This window comes from Acidovorax sp. SUPP2539, assembly GCF_030158975.1.
Lineage (GTDB): Bacteria > Pseudomonadota > Gammaproteobacteria > Burkholderiales > Burkholderiaceae_C > Paracidovorax.
Window position 1 is genome coordinate 340387 of the sequence record NZ_BQXJ01000003.1, and the last position, 19492, is coordinate 359878.

Consider the following 19492-nt stretch of genomic DNA (forward strand, 5'->3'; position numbering starts at 1 on the left):
TGGATTGCCAACGTTTTCCGTATATCGAAATGCGGTTTTTCACCAGGGAGTGGATTCGCTTCCCGGGCGGGGGCTTCGGGACTTCCAAAAAAAGCCGGCAGGCGAGGCAAGACGATGACTCGCATGTCATTGCTCTCCAAACTCTCGAACCGCTTCGGTCTGGCCCGCTTCAGCGTTGATACGCCCGTGGGCCAGAAACAGCAGACGCCATCGATCCCCAGTGCCGCGGTGCGGCCGCCCCTGGACGGCCCGGCGCGCCGGCGCGCCCACGCGGTGGCATCGCCCCTGCCGCCGCGTGGCGCCTTGCCGGACAGGAATGAGGCCGCGGGCCACGCCAACGCCCCGGCGGCCGCGCAGGCCGCTGCCGCCCAGCCCCAAGCCACCCATGTGCTGCTCGATGCCATGGCACAGGCCGAGCCCGACGGCTCCACGTTGACGAAGGCGCTGTTCGGACCGGGCGGGCAGCGTTTCGGCGTGGCGGCGGATCTCGCACTCGCGCTGACCGAGATGGATTTTTCGCGCATGGCACCGATTCCGGGGCTTCCTGGCGCGCCCACCGTGATCCTGGCCGAAGCCCTGGCCGCCGCGACGGGCGGCGACGCACAATTGGCACTGGGCGCGCTGGAACTCCTGCAGGAGTTCGATCCGCAGCAGGAAATCGCCGCGGCCTGGCAGCAGCGGGCCGGTGCGCCGGACGACGACGCGGCCTCGGTCTTCTACACGCCCGCAGGCTCCTTGCATGGGGGCGACGACGAGCCGGCTCCCTTGTCGCCCCCGGTCTCGCCCGCAGTCTCGCGCTCGCCATCGGCCTCGTCGATGGAAGGGGGTTCGGTCTATCACACGCCCTCGGCTTCGCTGGATGGCGGCCCTGACCGGTCGCTGCCAGGCTCGCCGCGGCGCTCCGATGCGGGCCTGCCGAGCGATGCCACCTTGGCGGCACGGCGGGCGGTGTGGCAGGTGGCAGCCGCCCTGGCCGACACGCCCATGGGCCTGGACGTACTCCAGGCCGTCGTGGCACGCCCTGTGGATGCGGCGCACAGCCGGGATTTCGCGCTGCTGCTCAAGGCCGCAACGGCGATGCCGCCCGGGCGCGCCGAGCGGGGCGACCCTGCTGCCATCCTGGCCAGCGCGCCGGCCCTGGACACGCTGACGGGCAAGGCCGTCGCTTGCGCCGCGGCGCGGATGGTGGGCGATGTGGCTGCGGCCTTGCCCCACCAATGGGCGCTGACCGCCGTGCGCAACGACCTGTTCGAGACTGGGCCGGGGACGGACTTTGCCGCGATCAACGCCCGCCTGATGAAGACCGGGCGCTGGATCGAGCGCGCCACGCCGGAACGCGGGCGCCTGCTGCGCAATCCGATCTTCGGCAAGTCGCCTTTCCGGGCCCTGCGGCACGGAACGCAGAAGGTGGAGCGGGGCCCGGCCGTCGCGCGCCACCGGCTGGCGCGCGAGACGGCGCTGCGCGAGGCCGCCGCTGCTTTGCAGGACCAACTGATCGACGCCGCACTGCACCTGCCGAGCCCCGGCCGGGTGCCCGAGGCGTTGCTGCGCGCGGCGGTGCTGCGGCATTGCCTGGAGACGCCGGTACCGCAGTCGTTCGAACGGGCGGGCTTCGACGAGGCGGCCTGTGCCGACATCGCGGACCGCCTGGCGCTCCTGCTGTCGCGGGACCCCAGGCCGGGCCTGGCGAGCCAGTTGACGCAATCGCCGCAGTTGCTGGCGCTGGCCGACCTGCGCCTGGACGCCGAGGCGATGGGCCAATGGTTTTCCGAGGCCCGCGAGGCGACCGGCAATGTCCAGGCGCTGGAGCGGCAAAACGTGCATTGGGTGCAGGCCGTCTCCAAGGCCCTGGCGCGGGCCGAGGAAGAGGTGCAAGGCCGCGACACCCGCGTGCCGGTGATCACCCGCGAGACCGTGCGTTCGGCATTGAAGGACATCGTTGCCAACATCGAGGGCTCGTCGCGGCTGCGGCTGAGCAGCGGCGGGCTGGTCGGCGTGGGGCTGCGGCAGATCACGTCATCGATCAGCGCGGTGGCGAGCGCCTTCTTCCTGCGGGGACGGATCGATGGCCGGGCGCAGCGCGGCCGCCAGGCGGTGTTCGAAATCGCCATGCCGCCCTACGACATGGAGCTGGTGCTGGGATCGCAGCGCCAGGTGGCCAAACAGGTGGGGGTCGGCGCGTTCGTCGGTCCGGACATCGGCGTGGCGAAGGCGGGGGTGAACGTCGATACGGTGCTGTACGGCAGGGAGGATGCCGAGATGCAGGGCATCTCCCTGCGCTTGCCGCGCATCGGCCGGCCGGTGCCCGAACTGCGGGCCGAGTTCTCGGCGCTGGTGGACGCGCTGCTCGACGGCAGCGAAGGCGGGGCACGGGCGAATGACCCCACTGATCTCCTGCAGCGGCTGCTGCAGGAGTTTCCTGACCTCACGGTCAACCGTGTCGGCCTGGCCGGCGATGGCCGCCGCCGGCATGGGCTGGGCGCGGACCTGATGGGATCGATCGGGAAGTGGCATGCCAAGGTCAGTGCCGGTGTCGGCGGCTTCGTCGAGGCCCAGCGCGATGTCACCAAGCACTACGCCGACGCCACCGGGCGCATGCGCGTGGAACGATCGATCCAGGGAAACAACCTGCGCGCCGGGGTTGGTGCCAAGGTGTCGGCTGGCCCGTCCGCCACCGTCGCGTCGGACACCTCGTTTTCTGGCAAGGTCGACGGGTCGCTCGCCGCGGTGCAGTTCGGCGTGGGCGCGGAACACATTCTCTCGGGCGTGTCCCACCGGCGGGAGGCCGTGTACGAGGACGGCCGCCTGCATCCGCTGTCGTTCGTCGAAACGGAATACCAGAAAGTCGATGCCTTCATGGAATCGATGAAGCCGCAGAGGGACGCGTGGGTGGACGCTGGTGCCGACCCTGCGCGCCTCGATGGCCTGTTGAACGATATGAGCGGCGATGCGGCGCCCACCCACAGCTTCGCGGCACGCCACATCGTGACGCCCGAGGCCCGCGCGCGGGACGATGCCTACCGTTCGTCCATGCAGCTGTGCGCGAAGCACCCGAGCGGCTTGCCGCAGGCCATCTCCGCGCTGGCCGAAACGGTCGAAGCGCAGTGGAAGGACCCGGCGGCCAAGCAGCCCTATTCGCTGCGCTCCTACGAGCGCAACATGGTGCAGAAGACGCAGGGCGTGGATCTGGTGGTGCAGATGGCGAGCGTGGAGGCGGCCGAGGCCTCCCACATCGACAACCGCCTGGATGTTCCGGCACAAAGGCCCCGCCGCGCGTGAGGCGCGGGGATCGGGGGGATCGGGGGGATGTCAGCCGGTAATGGCGCACGCCGTGCCTTGCGCACGACGCGCCAGCCGCCAGCCCCATCCCCCGGCGGGGGCGGGCCTGGCGGCACCCTTGCGTTCAGCGGGCCTTGGCCGCTGCCGCGTTCGCTGCGGCCAGCGCGGTCATGTTGACCACGCGGCGCACGGTGGACGAAGGCGTCAGCACATGGGCCGATGCCGCGGCGCCCAGCAGAATCGGGCCGATGGTCGTGCCGTGGCTGCCGGTGGTCTTGAGCACGTTGAACAGAATGTTCGCCGCGTCCAGGTTGGGGCAGATCAGCACGTTGGCCGAGCCCGACAGCGTGCCTTCCAGCAGCGCGGTGTGGCGGATTTTTTCCGACAGGGCCGAGTCACCGTGCAGCTCGCCGTCGCACTCGATGTGGGGCGCCGCCTTCACGAACAGGTCGCGTGCCGCGCGCATCTTGCGGGCCGAGGGGCGCGTGGACGAGCCGTAGTTGGAGTGCGACAGGAACGCCACCTTCGGCGGCAGGCCGAAGCGCTGCACTTCCTCGGCCGCCATCAGCGCGATCGCGGCCAGTTGTTCGGCATCGGGCGCCTCGTTGATGTACGTGTCGGCGATGAACAGCGTGTGCTGGTCCAGCGTGAGCGCGTTCACCGTGGCGAAGTCCGGCGTGCCTTCCTTCAGGCCGATCACCTGGCGCACATGCTCCAGATGGTGGTCGAAGCGGCCCACCAGCCCGCACAGCAGCGCGTCGGCGTCGCCCAGGCGCACCATGAGCGCGCCGATCAGCGTGTTGGAGCGGCGCACCGCGGCCTTGGCGGCCTCGGGCGTGATGCCGTCGCGGCCCATGAGCTGGTGGTAGGCCTCCCAGTACTGGCGAAAGCGCGGATCGTCCTCGGGGTTGCAGATCTCCACGTCCTTGCCCGGCTGCAGGCGCAAGCCGGCCTTGGCGATGCGCGTGGCGATGACGGCGGGGCGGCCTATCAGGATCGGGCGCGCCAGGCCTTCGTCGACGGCCACCTGCGCCGCGCGCAGCACGCGGTCGTCCTCGCCCTCGGCATAGGCCACGCGCTGGGGTGCGGCCTTGGCGGCGGTGAAGACCGGGCGCATGAACATGCTGGTCTGGTAGACGAAGCGGGTGAGGCTTTCGCGGTAGGCCGCGTAGTCCTGGATGGGCCGCGTGGCCACGCCCGAGGCCTCGGCCGCCTTGGCCACGGCCGGGGCGATGCGCAGGATCAGGCGCACGTCGAAGGGCGTGGGGATGAGGTAGTCGGGGCCGAACGACAGCTCCTGGCCCGCATAGGCCGCGGCCACCTCGTCGCTCATCTCGGCCTTGGCGAGGTCGGCGATCTCGCGCACGCAGGCCAGCTTCATCTCCTGCGTGATCTTGGTCGCGCCGCAGTCGAGCGCGCCGCGGAAGATGTACGGAAAGCACAGCACGTTGTTGACCTGGTTCGGATAGTCCGAACGGCCCGTGGCGATGATGCAGTCGGGGCGCACGGCCTTGGCCAGTTCGGGGCGGATCTCCGGCTCGGGGTTGGCCAGGGCCAGGATGATCGGCTTGTCGGCCATGGTCTTGACCATCTCGGCCGTCAGCACGCCGGGGGCCGAGCAGCCCAGGAACACGTCGGCGCCGTTGACCACGTCGGCCAGCGTGCGGGCCTCGGTCTTTTGCGCGTAGCGGGCCTTGGATTCGTCGAGGTTGGCGCGGCCGTCGTGGATCACGCCCTTGGAGTCCACCACGAAGATGTGCTCGCGCTTCACGCCCAGTCCCACCATCACGTCCAAGCAGGCGATGGCGGCGGCGCCCGCGCCCGACACGGCCACCTTCACCGCGCCGATCTCCTTGCCCACCAGTTCCAGGCCGTTCAGCAGCGCGGCGCTGGAGATGATGGCCGTGCCATGCTGGTCATCGTGGAACACCGGGATGTTCAGGCGCTTGGAGAGTTCGCGCTCGATGTAGAAGCACTCGGGCGCCTTGATGTCTTCCAGGTTGATGCCGCCCAGCGTGGGCTCCAGCGACGCGATGATCTCCACCAGCTTGTCGGGATCGCGCTCGGCCAGCTCGATGTCGAACACGTCCACGCCCGCGAACTTCTTGAACAGGCAGCCCTTGCCTTCCATCACCGGCTTGCCGGCCAGCGGACCGATGTCGCCCAGGCCCAGCACCGCCGTGCCGTTGGTGATCACACCCACCAGGTTGCCGCGCGCCGTGTAGTCGAACGCCAGCGACGGGTCGGCCTGGATGTCCAGGCAGGGGTAGGCCACGCCCGGCGAATAGGCCAGCGACAGGTCGCGCTGGTTGGACAGCGGCTTGGTCGGCGTGACCGAAATCTTGCCGCGGCTGGGGTTGCGGTGGTATTCGAGCGCGGCTTCGCGCAGGGCCTGCTCGGCTGCGGACAGTGTGTGTTGTGTCATGGATGGAGATCCTAGGGAGAAATGCGCAGGGAGCTTACTCCAAGCGGGGCGCGGAAATCCTCCCTGCCAATGCGGATTGCGCATGGCGTGCAACGCGTTCGCAAAGGCCCGCGCGATGGCGCCGCCATGGTGCGGGCATCCCGCCGCCATGGCGTCGACATCGCGCCGCCATCGCACGGCTTCAGAAGCTTTCCCACTCTTCCTGGCTGCCTTTCGGGGGAAGTGCGCGCGGCACGGCCCGTGCCGGCGCGGGCCGTGGTGCCGCCGCCCTGGCGTGGGGGAGGGCGCGGGCCGGCTGGCTGCGATGCACAGGCGCCTCGCGCGGGCGCAGGAGCGGGGCATGCGCCTTGGCCGCAGCCGGGGGGGACGAAGGCAGGGGCGCGGCTTCGTCGAGCTTGAAGACGCCCACGGCGGCCACCAGCTGCTTGACCTGCTGGTCGAGGCTGTCGGCCGCCGCCGCGGATTCCTCCACCAGGGCCGCGTTCTGCTGCGTCACCTGGTCGAGCTGCATCACGGCTTCGTTGATCTGGCTGATGCCCGAGGTCTGCTCCTGGGTCGCCGACGTGATCTCCTGGATCAGGTGGCTCACGCGCTGGACCTGCCCGACGATGTCCTCCATGGAGGTGCCCGCGGCATTGACGAGCTGGCTTCCGTTGGCCACCTTGTCCACGCTGTCGTTGATGAGCGTCTTGATCTCCTTGGCGGCTTCGGCGCTCTTTTGGGCGAGGCTGCGGACCTCGCTGGCCACCACCGCGAAACCGCGGCCTTGCTCGCCGGCCCGGGCCGCCTCGACGGCGGCATTGAGGGCCAGGATGTTGGTCTGGAACGCGATGCCGTCGATGACGCCGATGATGTCGGCGATCCGCTGGGACGAGTGGTTGATTTCCCCCATCATCGACACGACCTGTCCGACCACCTCGCCGCCCTTTTGCGCGGCCTGGCTGGCGGACTGGGCCAGTTGCGCAGCCTGCTTGGCGGTGTCCGCGCTGCTCATCACCGTGCTGGTCAGCTCCTCCATGGAGGCGGCGGTCTCCTCCAGGTTGCTCGCCTGCTCTTCGGTGCGTTGCGACAGGTCGGCGTTGCCGGTGGCGATCTGGGTCGCGCCCACGGCGATGTTGCCGCTGCTGGCGCGCACCGTGCCGACCACCTCGCGCAGCGAGGTTTGCATGGTCTGCATGGCCGCCACCACGCTGCCCGGGGCGGCGCGGGAGGTGTCGATGGGGAAGGTCAGATTTCCCTGCGCGATGGCACCGGCCACCCGTGCCACATCGGCGGGCTCGCCACCCAACTGGCGCGTGAGACCCCGCGTGAGCAGGACGCCGATCAGGATGCCCAGGACCACGCCGCCGATCGTGAGGCAGATGAGGATGAGCCGCACCTGGAGGTAGATCTCGGTCGTCTTGTCGTTCAGGCTCTTGGCATTGCTGCGCTTGCGTTCGACGATCTGTCCCAGCAGGTCGTCGGCCTTGTCGGCGAGCTGCCTGACTTCGTGGATTCTGGTCACCGAGGCACGCGTGTTCGCCAATTCTTCCGTCTGCAGCAGCGCGAGGACGGATTGAATGCCATCGTCGTAGGCCTTGGCGGCTTTCTGGCTCTCGGTCACCAGGGCCTTGCCCTGTTCCGTCACGGAGAAGTTGCCTGTCTTGTTCAGCGATTCGTGCATCGCCTTCAAGCGGGCCTGCACCGATTCCGTGTGGGTACGTCGCTCCTCCTGCGTCGATGCGAGCAGGGCATTGCGAATCGCCCGGCCTGCAGCGATGAGCTGGATATTGGCGTCCGCCGCATGGGACAGGCCGACCACCTCGCGCTCGTACATCAGGTCGGCCAGGTCATTGATCTCACTGGATCGCAGGATGCCGGTCGTGCCGATCAACGCGCCGATCGCCGCGACTGCCAGAAAGCCAGCGGTCAGCTTGGTGCCGACCTTCATTCGTTTAAACCATTCCATTTTCGGAGTCCGTTGGGATTGTCAAAGACCAGCGATGGCGCTGGCGACGCATTGGATTGCCGCAGGAATGGCCCAGGCCTCGTGAGCACTGGGTGGAGGGGCGTTGATTCACGAGGCGCCGTGACGCGCCTCGTGCAAGCAAGGTCGAGAGCCGCTTTTGTCTTTTGTCGTTGTTGGAGCCGATGGCAGAGCCTTGCAGGGACACATCGCGGGACCGTGCCAATGCCTGCGTAACCAATAGTTTCAAATCCTATCAGAAATGAAACCGATTGGTGTCATTAATGGCGATGCCTGTCAGCACGGAGCAACAAACGGAAGCGGTTGAAGTCCTGGTGTGCCCCGCACAGGCGCACGTGGAAAGGCCGCAGCGGTTGCCGCGGCAGGTCGCAGGCGATCAGGTGGCGCGGCAGCCGGCCAGGAAGACCGCCACGGACCGGTGCATGAGATGCGCCTGCTCTTCGGGCGATCCGGGAGGCATCGCGAAGGCCGCCAGGTTCTGCGCCGGCGATGAGATCAGGCTGGCGAACACCTTCGCCAGGGTGGGCAAGTCATCCACCACCATGGCTTCACTGGCGAACAGGGCCGCCAGATGCTGTGCCAGGAGCGCGAGGTATTGCTCGATCAATCCATGGACCAGCGGGGCCAGCTCCGGGTGCAGCGCGATGCCGTGGATGGCGAACCGAAGCCAGTTCTGCATGCCCGGGTGCAGCAGCGTGGCATTCATTTCCAGGCCGATCCGCACCAGCTTGTCCTGCAGGGCCAGGCCGGGCGCGAACTGGAAATCGAGCTGCAATGCGGGCAGCGCGGCGGTCGCCAGCACCTCGCGCAACAGGTTTTCCTTCGAATCGAACCGGGTGTAGATGGTGCGCTTCGTCACGCCTGCCGCAGTGGCGATGGCTTCCATGCTGGTGCCCGCGTAGCCGTGCTCCAGCATGAGGGCAGACGCCACACCGACAATGATCTGGCGCAGTTCCTGCGCGCGCTGGACGCTGGGGCGTCCGAGGGGGGAGCGGCCGACTGACGGGGCGCGACCTTCGGTGGGGGGCATGGTGGCGGGTCGTGTCTGTCGCTGTGGGGCACGAATGCTACGCCCGCGCCGCCCATGCCGCCTGGGGAACTGCCTCTAAACGGAGATGGGATGGCGAACCGGTGGCGCGCCCGGTGGGCTCGCGTGCGCGAATCAGCCCCGCGTGCCGTCCCGCGCCGGCAGCGGCGCCAGCGAGTCGCGCAGGCGGTCGTGCGTGCGGGGCGCCTGCGAATCGAGCGCCTGCTCCACATGCCCGATATGCGCCAGCATGCGCTCGCGCGCCAGGGCCGTGTCGCCGCGTTCGAGGGCCTCGACGATGGCGGCGTGCTCGGCGCACGACTGGCTGGCCTCGTGGCGCGACTGGTAGAGCGAGGCGGCCAGCGTGGTGCGCGCGGTGAGGTCACGCAGGATGCCGCTCAGGCTGCGGTGGCCCAGCGCTTCGGCCAGGCACACATGGAAGTCGGCCAGCAGAAAAGCCCGGGTGGCGGCATCCGCATCGTCAATGGCCTGCTGCTCCTGCGCGATGTGCTGGCGCAGCCGGCGCACCACCGCCTGCAGCGGCCGCCCGGCTTCGGCCAGGATGCCGGATTCCACGATGCGCCGCGCCGAGAAGGCATCGCGGGCGTCTTCCACCGAAGGCTCCACCACGTACCAGCCCCGGCGTGGCCGCACCTCGACGAAGCCGCGCGCCTGCAGTTGCATGAGCGCCTCGCGCACCAGGGTGCGGCTCACGCCGAACAGGGTGGCCAGCGCCTGCTCGCCCAGCCGCTCGCCGGGGGCGAGCTTTTGCGCCAGGATGGATTCCACCACCTGCTGGGCGATCTGGGTCTGGCTGCTGGCACCGTTCATGGTGGGCAAGGGGCGGTGCCGGCCGTCGCTTTTCAGCGTGGCAGGGCGAGGGGCGTCGCGCCACCGTGGCCTGCGGCGTGCTTGTCCAGCGTGAAGCCTGCCACGGTGCGCGAGAGGTTGTGCGCCTGCTCGTTGAGCACGCCCGAGGCGGCGGTGGACTCCTCGACCAGCGCGGCGTTCTGCTGCGTGGCGCGGTCCATCTCGGCGACGGCCTGGTTGATCTGGCCGATGCCGGCGCTCTGCTCGGTCATCGAGCTGTTGATCTCGCCGATGATCTGCGTGACGCGCTGGATGCTGTCCACGATCTCGCCCATGGTCTCGCCCGCCGCGCGCACGCGCTGGGTGCCGGTCGTCACGCTCACGCCCGAGGCGTCGATGAGCGTCTTGATCTCCTTGGCCGCCGTGGCGCTGCGGTGCGCCAGGCTGCGCACCTCGCTCGCCACCACCGCGAAGCCCCGGCCGTTCTCGCCGGCACGGGCGGCTTCCACGGCCGCGTTCAGTGCCAGGATATTGGTCTGGAAGGCGATGGAGTCGATCACGCCGATGATCTCGCCGATCTTGGACGAGGCCTTGGAGATCTCGTCCATGGTGCTGACCGCGCTGGCCACCACTTCGCCGCCCTTGCTGGCCGATGCGCTGGCCGAGGTGGCCAGGCGCGTGGCCTGCGCCGCCGCATCGGCGGACTGCTTGACGGTGACGGTCAGCTGCGACAGCGAGGCCGAGGTTTCCTGCAGGTTGCTGGCCGAGGTCTCGGTGCGGTTGGACAGGTCGTGGTTGCCGGCCTTGATTTCGTCGGTGGCCGTCTTCATCGATTCGACGCCGTGGCGCACGTCCTGCAGCACGGTGCTGATCTTGTCCACGAAGGCATTGAACGACGAGGCGATCTGTGCCACCTCGTCGCTGCCGGAGACGGGCAGGCGGTGCGTCAGGTCGCCGCCGCCCGAGCCGATCTCGTCCATGGCGTCGCGCACCTCCGACAGGCGGCGGAACGACTTGGCGGTGAGCATCGCGCCCACCGCAGCCGCCAGCACGGCCAGCAGCACGATGGCCACGGCCAGCGTCTGCAGCACGCTGCGCAGGCCCGTGGTGGCCTCGGCCTTGTCCAGGGCCACGATCAGCGACCAGTCGGTGCCCTGCACCGGGCGGGCCTTGAGCAGCTTGGCGCTGCCGTTGAGCTCCACCTCCATCGGCCGCGTCGCGCTTGCGAGCGAGGCCATGGCGGCGGGGGTGAGCAGGGGCGAGAGTTCGGTCACCGGCTTGAGGCTGAGCTTGGCGTCCGCATGGGCCAGGATCTGGCCGTCGCTGTTCACCACGAAGCCCAGGCTGCTCGGCGTGGGGCGGATGGCGGCGACCACCTCGCGCACGCCCTCCAGCGGCACGGCGCCGTTGACCACGCCCTGCAGCGCGCCGCTGCGCAGCAGCGGGGCGACGAAAGCCACGTAAGGCACGCCGGTGGTCGAGTCGCCGTAGGGCTTGGTCACGGCCAGCTTGCCGGCCTGCACCGCGGCCTTGTACCAGGGGCGGGCCGTCGGGTCATAGCCCGCAGGGGTCTGCGTGGTGGACTTGAAGGTCTTGTCCTCCCAGCCCACGGTGGTGATGGGAAAGCCGTTGGCCTTGCCCATCAGGGCCACGTAGCCCTGCGGATCGCCCTGTTCCACGACCGCCGCGGTGGCGTTAACGGCGGCCGCCTTGGCGGACACCCACTGGTCGATGGCCATCGTGTTGCCCGCCGTAATGGCGTTCAGGTCCTGCTCGATGGTCTCGAACGTGTTGGTGCGGGTGATGGAGTAGGTGGCGGCACCGGTCACCGCCAGGGCACAGACGACGGTGGCGGTGCTGATGACGAGGATTTTGGAGCGCAGAGACTGGATCATGGCGGCCTCGGAAAAGGAAGTCCTGCATTACACCGTAATTGCGTTACCAGTGCTTACAGCATCCTGGAATGTGTGTGGAAGCCGCACTACACGTCCGTGGGCGCATCCAGCGCCTTGCCATCCAGCACGGCATGTGCTCGGTTCCGATCGATGTCGCCTTCCCACGAGGCGATGGCCACGGTGGCTACGCAGTTGCCGATCAGGTTGCCCACCGCGCGGGCGATGCCCATGAACCAATCCACCGACAGCACCAGCACCAGGCCGATCGCGGGAATGGCCGGAATCGCATGCAGCGTGGCCGCCAGCACCACGATGGCCGAGCCCGGCACGCCGTGCGCGCCCTTGGACGTCACCAGCGAGATCGCCAGGATCGTCAGCAGGTCCGCCATGGAAATCGGCGTGTTCGTGGCCTGCGCGATGAACACCGCCGCCAGGGTGATGTAGATCGAGAACGCGTCCAGGTTGAACGAATAGCCCGTGGGAATCACCAGGCCCACGGTCGAGTCGCGGATGCCCATGTGCTTGAGCTTGGCCATGACCTGCGGCAGCACGCTATCGGACGACGTGGTGGCGAACACCACGGCCAGCTCCTCGCGCAGGTAGCGCAGCAGCTTGAACAGGCTGAAGCCCGAAAACCGCATGATCAGCCCCAGCACCACGGCCACGAAGATAAACACCGCCGCATAGAACAGTGCGACCAGCAGGCCCAGCTGCTTGAGCGAGCCGATACCGTACTTGCCCACCGTGAACGCGATGGCCCCCAGCACGCCCAGGGGCGCGAGCTGGATGACCAGGCCCATCGCCTTGAACAGCACGGCGGAAAAGTCATCGATGAGCGAGACCACCCGGGCGCCGCGCTCGCCCACCAGCGACAGCGCACAGCCGAACACGATGGAAAACAGCAGCACCTGCAGCACGTCGCCGGTGGAGAACGCGCTGATCGCCGTGTTGGGAATCAGCTTGAGCAAAAAGTCGCTGAAGCCGCCGCCCGCCAGCTTGTTGGCGTTGTCGGCATAGGCGCCCATGGCCGAGGCGTCCAGCGCCCGCGGGTCCACGTTCATGCCGACCCCCGGCTCGAACACGAAGGCCAGCACCAGGCCCAGGACCAGCGCGATGCTGGTGACCACCTCGAAATAGATCAGCGACTTGATCCCCACACGGCCCACCCGCTTCAGATCCCCCGTACCCGCGATGCCATGCACGACCACGCAGAACACGATGAGCGGGATCAACATCTTGATGAGCTTGATGAAGCCGTCGCCCAAGGGCTTGAGCTGCACCGCCCACTGGGGCCACAGCAGACCGACGATGACGCCGGCGATCAGGGCCAGGACCACCCGGCCGAACAGGGAACGGAAGAAGCGTTGCATGGGATCTCCGGCAGTCATCACGTTGGTTTACCAAACTTGCATACAAGAAATGTAGACATTGAGCAGGGCCATTGGTTTGGGGGTTATCCCGCGTGTGGCGTGGCGGCACGGCGGTGGTGCTGCGGCTTGATCAGGAGCAAAGCTGGCTTGCGATTGGTAACTATTAATCAATGATTGAGGGGCCATTCGTCCTTCAAGCGCTTCTATCATCCGCGCCTGTCGAATGAAGACAGGAATAAAAACGGGAGGAATGACCATGAACGACATCGTGACGTTGCCGCAGGAGGCACTGCGCGCTGAACTGGCGCGCAAGATTGCGCCCAAGTACGCCACACGGCTTTTTCAGCTGCGTGACATTCCGGGTGTGATGCGTTCCCGGCTGGGGTGGCCGGTGGCGTCGAACTTGATGGAGCGGTGGTTCAACGGGGCGGCTTTCCAGATGACCGAGGGAGTCAAGGGCAGTCTGGAAGGCAGCCGCCTGAATCAATTGCCTGCTTCTCAGTTAGACGACAGCACCGTCACCATGGAATGGGCGATGGGTTTTGCACGTGTCAGGGCCGCAGTCCAAGAATTGCAAGCCAAATGGGCAAGCCCTGCTGGCATGCAGCAGTTGAAGATCCGAGTGGGCAGGGCGAGTCTGGGACAAAATCACAGTTGCTGGCGCTTCGGTAATTTGGCTCAATCGCCAGCAGTGTTGGACTCGACTTGCCAAGTCAATTATTTGGTTTTCGGAAAGTTGAGCGATCCGCTCGATGATTTATATGGGGCAATGGGCGAGGCGCAAATCAAGGTGGCTGTTTCAGGGGTGGTCACTCCACAAGGAGGCGGAAAAGCCGGTATCGAGGTGGATGAGTTGGCTTTTTATTTGCGTGATTCCTACGATTTCAACGACGGCAGATTCTTTATATCCCAACCCCTTGGCTGCTGGGGATTCAATGGAATGGAGTGTGGTCTTGGCACGAAAATGGGTGTGCCCATCGAACCGCAGACAGTGAACGAGTCACCTTCATCGGTCCAGAGTCGCAAGTACTTGGTTCAGAACGCGGACTTCAGAAGGTGGCGAGAGGTCAATAACAGAGGCGGAGATTTCATGGTTCTTTCCAACACGTTGCGCATCAAGCTTCCTTTTTCACAAAAAATCGCATGGTGATTTTTATGCGCATTGCGTGGAAGCGTTTTAAAAAGCCAGTTTTTCTCCTGCTATTGGTGGGTGTATTGGTGGCCGTCTGGTACGCATTCACACCGAAGTTGTTTCATACATCGATCAGCCCGAGAAAAGTCTACCGTGTGGAATATTACGAGGCGTCCCCCATTCAAAGCTTGGTTCACTTCAATTTCAAAATGCCGGCATTTGTTCGGCTGTATCGGAATCAACCGGAGACCTTGCTGGGAGAAAGCGACGTGGTGGAGCTCTGGATGAATGGATCGCTGAACTGGTGGTTCGATGATCCCGTCAATTCGGTGGTGATCGGCAATGACATCGTGTTCGAGAACATCGCGCCCGAATGCCGGGAATGTCCACGGTTGCCGGATGCAGTGTTGATGCCATGAGCTGGCGCACTGCATATTCGGTGCCTGTAGGGGCTTTAGCCCCTTGAAGAAAACCCTGTGGATCGCGGCAGTGTTGTTACTGTCATGTGCCCTTTGGCATGCACTTTCCCCAAGATACGATCGCAGCCACTTCAGCCCTCGGCATGTTTATCGACTGGATTACTACGAAGCCTCATGGCTGCAGCGACTTGCGCACTGGGATATGCACTATCCGCATGTCATCCGCCTGTATCGTGTCCAGCCGGAAACCCTGTTGGGCGAAAGCGAGGTGGTGGATCTCTGGCTCAACGGGGAGATTGACTGGTGGCTCAATCCACCAGTGAATGCGGTGCAGGTCGGGCGGGATGCGGTGTTCGAAAACATCCCGCCCGAATGCACCGACTGCCCCCGGTTGCCCGACTCCGCCGTCATGCCCTGAGAGGCGGACAGCTGTCCCCCCTTCACCCCAGCAGGTCGTGCAGCGTCCGCGCCACCACCTTGGTCGCGCGCCGCAGGTCTTCCAGGTCCAGGCGTTCGTCGGCGCGCTTGGCGTGCGACTCCAGCACGGTGCGCGGGCCGGCGCCGTAGATCACGCCGGGAATGCCGGCCTCGCCGTACAGGCGCACGTCCGTGTACAGCGGCGTGCCCATGGCCGGGATCGGCTGGCCGAAGAGTGCCTCGCCGTGCTTTTGCAGCGCGGCCACCAGCGGGGCGTTGCCCGGCAGCGGCTGCATGGCATTGGCCAGCAGCAGGCGCTTGATATCCACCGTAATGCCGGCGCAGCCCGCGGCCGCCTCGGCGATCACCTGGCGGATGGCGGCCTCGACCTCGGCGGGGTTTTCCTCGGGGATCATGCGGCGGTCGAGCTTGAACACGACTTTGCCCGGGACCACGTTGGTGTTGGTGCCGCCTTCGATGCGGCCCACGTTCAGGTAGGGGTGCTCGATGCCATCCACCTTCGAGGTGATCTGCTGGTAGCGGGCGTTCTGCGCATAGAGGGCGTTCAGGATCGCGACCGCGCCCTGCAGCGCGTCCACGCCGGTGTGGGGAATGGCGGCATGGGCCATCTTGCCGTGCACGGTCACCTCCATCTGCAGGCAGCCGTTGTGCGCCGTGACGACCTCGTAGCTGAAGCCGGCGGCCAGCAGCAGATCGGGCCGCGTCAGGCCCTGGCGCAGCAGCCAGCCCGGGCCCAGTTCGCCGCCGAACTCTTCGTCGTAGGTGAAGTGCAGTTCCACCGCGCCCTTGGTCGGCTTCGCCACGGCCTCCAGGGCGCGCAGGGCGAAGGTGAAGCTGGCGAAATCGCTCTTGCTCACCGCGGTGGCGCGGCCGTAGATCTTGCCGTCCACGATGGTGCCGCCGTAGGGGTCGTGCGTCCAGCCTTCGCCGGGCGGCACCACGTCGCCGTGGGCGTTCAGTGCCACGGTGCGGCCATCGGCGGCGGTGGCGTCCGGACCATAGGGTCGGCGCACGATCAGGTTGGTGATCGACTCCATGCCGTAGGCCTTCACGTCGGCTTCGGGCACCGCGTGGCGCTCGGCCTCGTAGCCGAAGGCCTGCAGCAGCTCGGCCGTGCGCTCGGCGTGCGGGGCATTGTTGCCGGGCGGCGTGTCGGTGGGCACGCGCACCAGCGCCTGCAGAAAGCGCACTTCTTCGTCGAAATGTTGGTCGATCCAGGCGTCCAGTGATTGGTAGGTGCTGCTCATGGGGTTTCGGTGGCCAGTTGGTTCAGAAGGTGGGAGAAGGCGTCGACGGCGAGCTGCATGTCGTCGCTGGTCGTGCTTTCCAGGGGGTTGTGGCTGATGCCGCTGTTCAGGCCGCGCACGAACAGCATGGCCTGCGGCATGATTTCGTGCAGCTTCATGGCGTCGTGCCCGGCACCGCTGGGCATGCGGTGCACCGGCACGCCCAGTGCGTCCACCGCGCGTTCCCAGCGCTGTTGCCACGCGGGTGCGCTGGGCGCGGCGGCGGCGCGCATGGTCTCCTCCAGCGTGTAGTGCAGGCCGCGCCGCGCGGCGATGGACTGCAGCGCGGCCAGCACGTCGGCCACCAGCGCATCGCGCTGGGGATCGGTGGGGGCGCGCAGGTCCAGGCTGAACTGGCAGCGGCCCGGCACCACGTTGATGGAGCCGCCGGGCACGTTCAGCAGGCCCACGGTGCCCACCGAGTCGCCGTCGCGCGCGGCACGCGCCTCCACCGCGAGGATGAGTTCGGCCACGGCCGCGGCCGCATCGCGGCGCCGGTCCATGGGGGTGGTGCCGGCGTGGCTCGCCATGCCGTGCATCTCGCCCACGAAGCGCACGCTGCCGTTGATCGAGGTGACCACGCCCAGGGGCAGGTCCAGTTCGTTGAGCACCGGGCCCTGCTCGATGTGCACCTCGACGAAGCCGAGGTAGCGGCCCGGGTCGCGCTGCAGCTTCGGAATGTCGTCGATGCACAGGCCGGCATGCTGCATGGCCTCGCGCAGGGTCACGCCGTCGGCGTCCTTCTGGTCGAGCCACGCCGGGTCGAAGTCGCCGATGAGCGCGCCCGAGCCGAGGAACGTTGCCTTGTAGCGCTGGCCTTCCTCCTCCGAAAAGCCCACCACCTCGATGCCGAAGGGCAGGCGCCGGCCCTGGCGGTGCAGCTCGCGCACGCAGGCCATGGGCACGAAGATGCCCAGCCGGCCGTCGTACTTGCCGCCGTTGCGCACGGTGTCGTAGTGGCTGCCGGTCATGAGCAGGGGCGCATCGGGCGTGGCGCCGTGGTAGCGGCCCACCACGTTGCCCACCGCGTCCACGGCCACTTCGTCGAAGCCGCAGTCGCGCATCCAGTGGCTGATGCGCTGCGCGCAGGCGCGGTGCGCATCGGTCAGGTAGGTGACGGTGAGCTGGCCCTTCTCGGCAAAGCCCGGGTCGCTGTGCTGCGCCAGGGTTTCCTGCCAGTCCCACACCCCGTTGCCAAGCACGGGCGACACGCCGAACAGGTCGTTCAGGCGGATCTCGGCGATGCGGTGGATGTTGCGCAGCGCCTCGGCCAGTTCGAAGTCCGGTGGGTTGGTGAGCCGGCGCGCGAAGGTGTCGATGATGTCCTGCCGAGGCAGCCCCGTGCCGCGCGGGCCGCGCACCGCGAGGATGAACGGGAAGCCGAAGCGCGCGTTGTACTCGGCGTTGAGCTGCTGGATGCGCGCGAACTCTTCGGGCATGCACTGCGTGAGGCCGGCCGTGCCCTGCTCGCGGGCCGACTCGGCCGTGAGCGCGTTCGCCACCATGGCCTTGCCCGCCAGTTCCGGGTGGGCGCGCACCAGGGCCAGCTGCGCCTCGCGCGGCGCCTGGGCCAGCACGCGCACCATGGCGTGCTTGAACTGCGCGAGCGAGCGCAAGGGCCGCGCGGCGAGTGCCTGCGCGGCGATCCACGGCGAATGCTCGTACAGGCCGTCCAGCAGGCGCGCGGCCTCTTCGGGGGCGGCGGCATTCAGTTGTTCGAGGGTGAGGGGCATGGCGTTCACTCCGGGCAGGGATGGGTCTCGGCCCAGTGGCGTGCGATGTCGATGCGGCGGCACACCCACACGTGGTCGTGCCGCTGCACGTGGTCCAGGAAGCGCTGCAGCGCGGTGATGCGGCCCGGGCGCCCGAGCAGCCGGCAGTGCATGCCGATGCTCATCATCCTGGGGCGGTCGTCGCCAGCGGGGTCGCCCTCGGCATACAGCGCATCGAACGTGTCCTTCATGTACTGGAAGAACGGGTCGGCGTGCGAGTAGCCCTGGGGCAGCGCGAAGCGCATGTCGTTGCAATCGAGCGTGTAGGGCACGATGAGCTGCCGGGCCGTGCTGCCGTCGGTCCGGGCGACCTTCATCCAGAAGGGCAGGTCGTCGCCGTAGTAGTCGCTGTCGTAGGCGAAGCCGCCGTGGTCGGCCACCAGGCGGCGGGTGTTGGGGCTGTCGCGGCCGGTGTACCAGCCCGCGCCGTGCAGCGTGCCGGGTGCGCCGTGCCGCTGGCCCGTGAGCGCCTCGAAGATGGCCAGGGCCTCGGCCATGTGGGCGCGCTCCACGGCCTCGGGCACGTTCTGGTAGTGGATCCACTTGAGCCCGTGGCAGGCGATCTCGTGGCCCAGTTCCATGAAGGCGGCGGTCACGTCGGGGTGGCGCTGCAGGGCCGTCGCCACGCCGAACACGGTGAGCGGCAGGCCGCGCTTTTCGAACTCGCGCAGCAGGCGCCACACGCCGGCGCGCGAGCCGTATTCGTAGATCCCCTCCATGCTGATGTGCCGGTCGGGGTAGCTGGCCGGGTTGAACATTTCCGACAGGAACTGCTCGCTGCCGGCATCGCCGTGCAGCACGGCGTTCTCGCCGCCTTCCTCGTAGTTCAGCACGAACTGCACGGCGATGCGGGCGTTGCCCGGCCAGCGCGCGTGCGGCGGATTGCGCCCGTAGCCCACGAGGTCGCGGGGGTAGGGCAGGGTGGCGTCGTAGATCGGGGCGGCGGTCATCGGGTCCTCACGAAAGAGCCATGGAGATGTCGTTGGGGGGCAGCTTGCGGTCGAACATCAGGCTGTCCTGAACGTGCAGCAGGTGCGCGTCCATCAGGCGTACGGCGCGCTCCTCGTCGCGCGCGGCCAGGGCCTTCACGATCTCGGCATGCTCGTCGTGCGAGTGCGCGGCCTCGTCGGCGCTCTGGTACATGAGCGTGATGAGCGCACAGCGCGAGATCAGCTCCTGCAGCATCTGTGCCAGCACCTGGTTGCCCATCAGCTCGGCCATGCGCACGTGGAAGTCGCCCAGCAGTTCGGTGCGGTCCTGCACGTCGGCGCCGTCCACGGCCGCCTTCTCGCGGGCCACGTGCTCGCGCAGGGCGCGGATGCGGGCGGGGGTGACCTCTCGCACGAAGGCGCGGGTCATCTCGGCCTCCAGCATGCGGCGCACGGCGAACACCTGCCGCGCCTCGTCGGCGGAGGGCGCGGCCACGAAGGCGCCGCGCGCGGGCGCCAGGTGCACCAGCCGCTTTTGCGACAGCTGGAACAGCGCCTGCCGCACCAGCGTGCGCGAGACGCCGAAATGGTCGGCCAGTTTCTGCTCCGCCAGCTTGGCGCCCGGCAGCAGCCGGTGCTCGACGATGGCCCGCGTCAGGTCGCCGACGATGGCACTGGTGGTGGAGGTTTCCATCGGCGCATGATAGCCGTGGCCCAGCAATGTGTATACAGTTTTGGTGGACG

Annotated in this window: 15 protein-coding genes; 4 read left to right on the plus strand and 11 right to left on the minus strand. The window is 67.5% G+C overall.

All coding sequences use genetic code 11. The features are described from left to right. Positions 1-123: 123 nt before the first annotated feature. Positions 124-3279: a serine/threonine-protein kinase gene (locus AVTE2539_RS12850; protein ID WP_284411128.1), complete on the plus strand. Its 3156-nt coding sequence runs from the start codon at positions 124-126 to the stop codon at positions 3277-3279. Positions 3280-3403: 124 nt separating this feature from the next. On the opposite strand, the gene AVTE2539_RS12855 is transcribed toward AVTE2539_RS12850, so the two are convergent. The 7 genes from AVTE2539_RS12855 to AVTE2539_RS12885 all read right to left on the minus strand — a co-directional run bounded on the left by AVTE2539_RS12855 (position 3404) and on the right by AVTE2539_RS12885 (position 13030). After that, positions 3404-5704 (minus strand): NADP-dependent malic enzyme, encoded by a 2301-nt coding sequence (locus AVTE2539_RS12855; RefSeq protein WP_284411130.1) that lies wholly within the window; start codon positions 5702-5704, stop codon positions 3404-3406. 181 nt (positions 5705-5885) lie between these two features. Then, entirely contained in the window at positions 5886-7652 is a 1767-nt protein-coding gene (locus AVTE2539_RS12860; protein ID WP_284411132.1) for a methyl-accepting chemotaxis protein, read from the minus strand. 394 nt (positions 7653-8046) lie between these two features. After that, positions 8047-8700 carry a TetR/AcrR family transcriptional regulator gene (locus AVTE2539_RS12865; RefSeq protein WP_284411134.1) on the minus strand — a complete coding sequence of 218 codons (654 nt, stop codon included), beginning with the start codon at positions 8698-8700 and terminating at the stop codon, positions 8047-8049. Between the two features lie 132 nt (positions 8701-8832). Beyond that, positions 8833-9528 (minus strand): GntR family transcriptional regulator, encoded by a 696-nt coding sequence (locus AVTE2539_RS12870; RefSeq protein ID WP_272567760.1) that lies wholly within the window; start codon positions 9526-9528, stop codon positions 8833-8835. 32 nt (positions 9529-9560) lie between these two features. Further along, positions 9561-11402, minus strand: coding sequence for a methyl-accepting chemotaxis protein (locus AVTE2539_RS12875; RefSeq protein ID WP_284411136.1), 1842 nt, complete (start codon positions 11400-11402; stop codon positions 9561-9563). A gap of 86 nt (positions 11403-11488) precedes the next feature. After that, positions 11489-12772 carry a C4-dicarboxylate transporter DctA gene (locus AVTE2539_RS12880; protein WP_284411138.1) on the minus strand — a complete coding sequence of 428 codons (1284 nt, stop codon included), beginning with the start codon at positions 12770-12772 and terminating at the stop codon, positions 11489-11491. A gap of 27 nt (positions 12773-12799) precedes the next feature. After that, the gene (locus AVTE2539_RS12885) at positions 12800-13030 is read right to left on the minus strand and encodes a hypothetical protein (RefSeq protein ID WP_284411140.1); all 231 of its coding nucleotides are present in this window, start codon (positions 13028-13030) and stop codon (positions 12800-12802) included. Here AVTE2539_RS12885 and AVTE2539_RS12890 point away from each other — a divergent pair. Genes AVTE2539_RS12890 through AVTE2539_RS12900 form a run of 3 tightly spaced genes read left to right on the plus strand, consistent with a single transcriptional unit; the run spans position 13029 to position 14741 of the window. After that, positions 13029-13922, plus strand: a complete 894-nt coding sequence (locus tag AVTE2539_RS12890) for a DUF6402 family protein (protein WP_284411143.1) — start codon at positions 13029-13031, stop codon at positions 13920-13922. The genes AVTE2539_RS12885 and AVTE2539_RS12890 overlap by 2 nt on opposite strands. Further along, entirely contained in the window at positions 13916-14323 is a 408-nt protein-coding gene (locus AVTE2539_RS12895) for a hypothetical protein (protein WP_284411144.1), read from the plus strand. Before AVTE2539_RS12890 ends, AVTE2539_RS12895 begins: the two co-directional genes overlap by 7 nt. A 43-nt stretch (positions 14324-14366) precedes the next feature. Beyond that, positions 14367-14741: a hypothetical protein gene (locus AVTE2539_RS12900; RefSeq protein WP_502868916.1), complete on the plus strand. Its 375-nt coding sequence runs from the start codon at positions 14367-14369 to the stop codon at positions 14739-14741. A gap of 22 nt (positions 14742-14763) precedes the next feature. Here the strand turns inward: AVTE2539_RS12900 and AVTE2539_RS12905 are convergent, their stop codons facing one another. The 4 genes from AVTE2539_RS12905 to AVTE2539_RS12920 are packed head-to-tail and all read right to left on the minus strand — an operon-like array spanning position 14764 to position 19442. Continuing rightward, positions 14764-16008 (minus strand): M20 family metallopeptidase, encoded by a 1245-nt coding sequence (locus AVTE2539_RS12905; protein WP_284411146.1) that lies wholly within the window; start codon positions 16006-16008, stop codon positions 14764-14766. Beyond that, on the minus strand, positions 16005-17780 hold the full coding sequence (uraD, locus tag AVTE2539_RS12910) for a 2-oxo-4-hydroxy-4-carboxy-5-ureidoimidazoline decarboxylase (RefSeq protein ID WP_284411148.1): 1776 nt from the start codon (positions 17778-17780) through the stop codon (positions 16005-16007). Before uraD ends, AVTE2539_RS12905 begins: the two co-directional genes overlap by 4 nt. Before the next feature lie 5 nt (positions 17781-17785). After that, positions 17786-18769, minus strand: a complete 984-nt coding sequence (gene puuE, locus AVTE2539_RS12915) for an allantoinase PuuE (RefSeq protein ID WP_284411150.1) — start codon at positions 18767-18769, stop codon at positions 17786-17788. A gap of 7 nt (positions 18770-18776) precedes the next feature. Continuing rightward, positions 18777-19442: a GntR family transcriptional regulator gene (locus AVTE2539_RS12920; RefSeq protein WP_272567766.1), complete on the minus strand. Its 666-nt coding sequence runs from the start codon at positions 19440-19442 to the stop codon at positions 18777-18779. Positions 19443-19492 lie beyond the last annotated feature (50 nt).

Coding starts and splice junctions, on each gene's coding strand:
- puuE (WP_284411150.1), bottom strand. CDS start 18,769: ATGACCGCCGCCCCGATCTACGACGCCACCCTGCCCTACCCCCGCGAC.
- AVTE2539_RS12850 (WP_284411128.1), top strand. CDS start 124: ATGTCATTGCTCTCCAAACTCTCGAACCGCTTCGGTCTGGCCCGCTTC.
- AVTE2539_RS12905 (WP_284411146.1), bottom strand. CDS start 16,008: ATGAGCAGCACCTACCAATCACTGGACGCCTGGATCGACCAACATTTC.
- AVTE2539_RS12855 (WP_284411130.1), bottom strand. CDS start 5,704: ATGACACAACACACACTGTCCGCAGCCGAGCAGGCCCTGCGCGAAGCC.
- uraD (WP_284411148.1), bottom strand. CDS start 17,780: ATGCCCCTCACCCTCGAACAACTGAATGCCGCCGCCCCCGAAGAGGCC.
- AVTE2539_RS12875 (WP_284411136.1), bottom strand. CDS start 11,402: ATGATCCAGTCTCTGCGCTCCAAAATCCTCGTCATCAGCACCGCCACC.
- AVTE2539_RS12865 (WP_284411134.1), bottom strand. CDS start 8,700: ATGCCCCCCACCGAAGGTCGCGCCCCGTCAGTCGGCCGCTCCCCCCTC.
- AVTE2539_RS12890 (WP_284411143.1), top strand. CDS start 13,029: ATGAACGACATCGTGACGTTGCCGCAGGAGGCACTGCGCGCTGAACTG.
- AVTE2539_RS12920 (WP_272567766.1), bottom strand. CDS start 19,442: ATGGAAACCTCCACCACCAGTGCCATCGTCGGCGACCTGACGCGGGCC.
- AVTE2539_RS12885 (WP_284411140.1), bottom strand. CDS start 13,030: ATGGTCATTCCTCCCGTTTTTATTCCTGTCTTCATTCGACAGGCGCGG.
- AVTE2539_RS12860 (WP_284411132.1), bottom strand. CDS start 7,652: ATGGAATGGTTTAAACGAATGAAGGTCGGCACCAAGCTGACCGCTGGC.
- AVTE2539_RS12895 (WP_284411144.1), top strand. CDS start 13,916: ATGGTGATTTTTATGCGCATTGCGTGGAAGCGTTTTAAAAAGCCAGTT.
- AVTE2539_RS12870 (WP_272567760.1), bottom strand. CDS start 9,528: ATGAACGGTGCCAGCAGCCAGACCCAGATCGCCCAGCAGGTGGTGGAA.
- AVTE2539_RS12880 (WP_284411138.1), bottom strand. CDS start 12,772: ATGCAACGCTTCTTCCGTTCCCTGTTCGGCCGGGTGGTCCTGGCCCTG.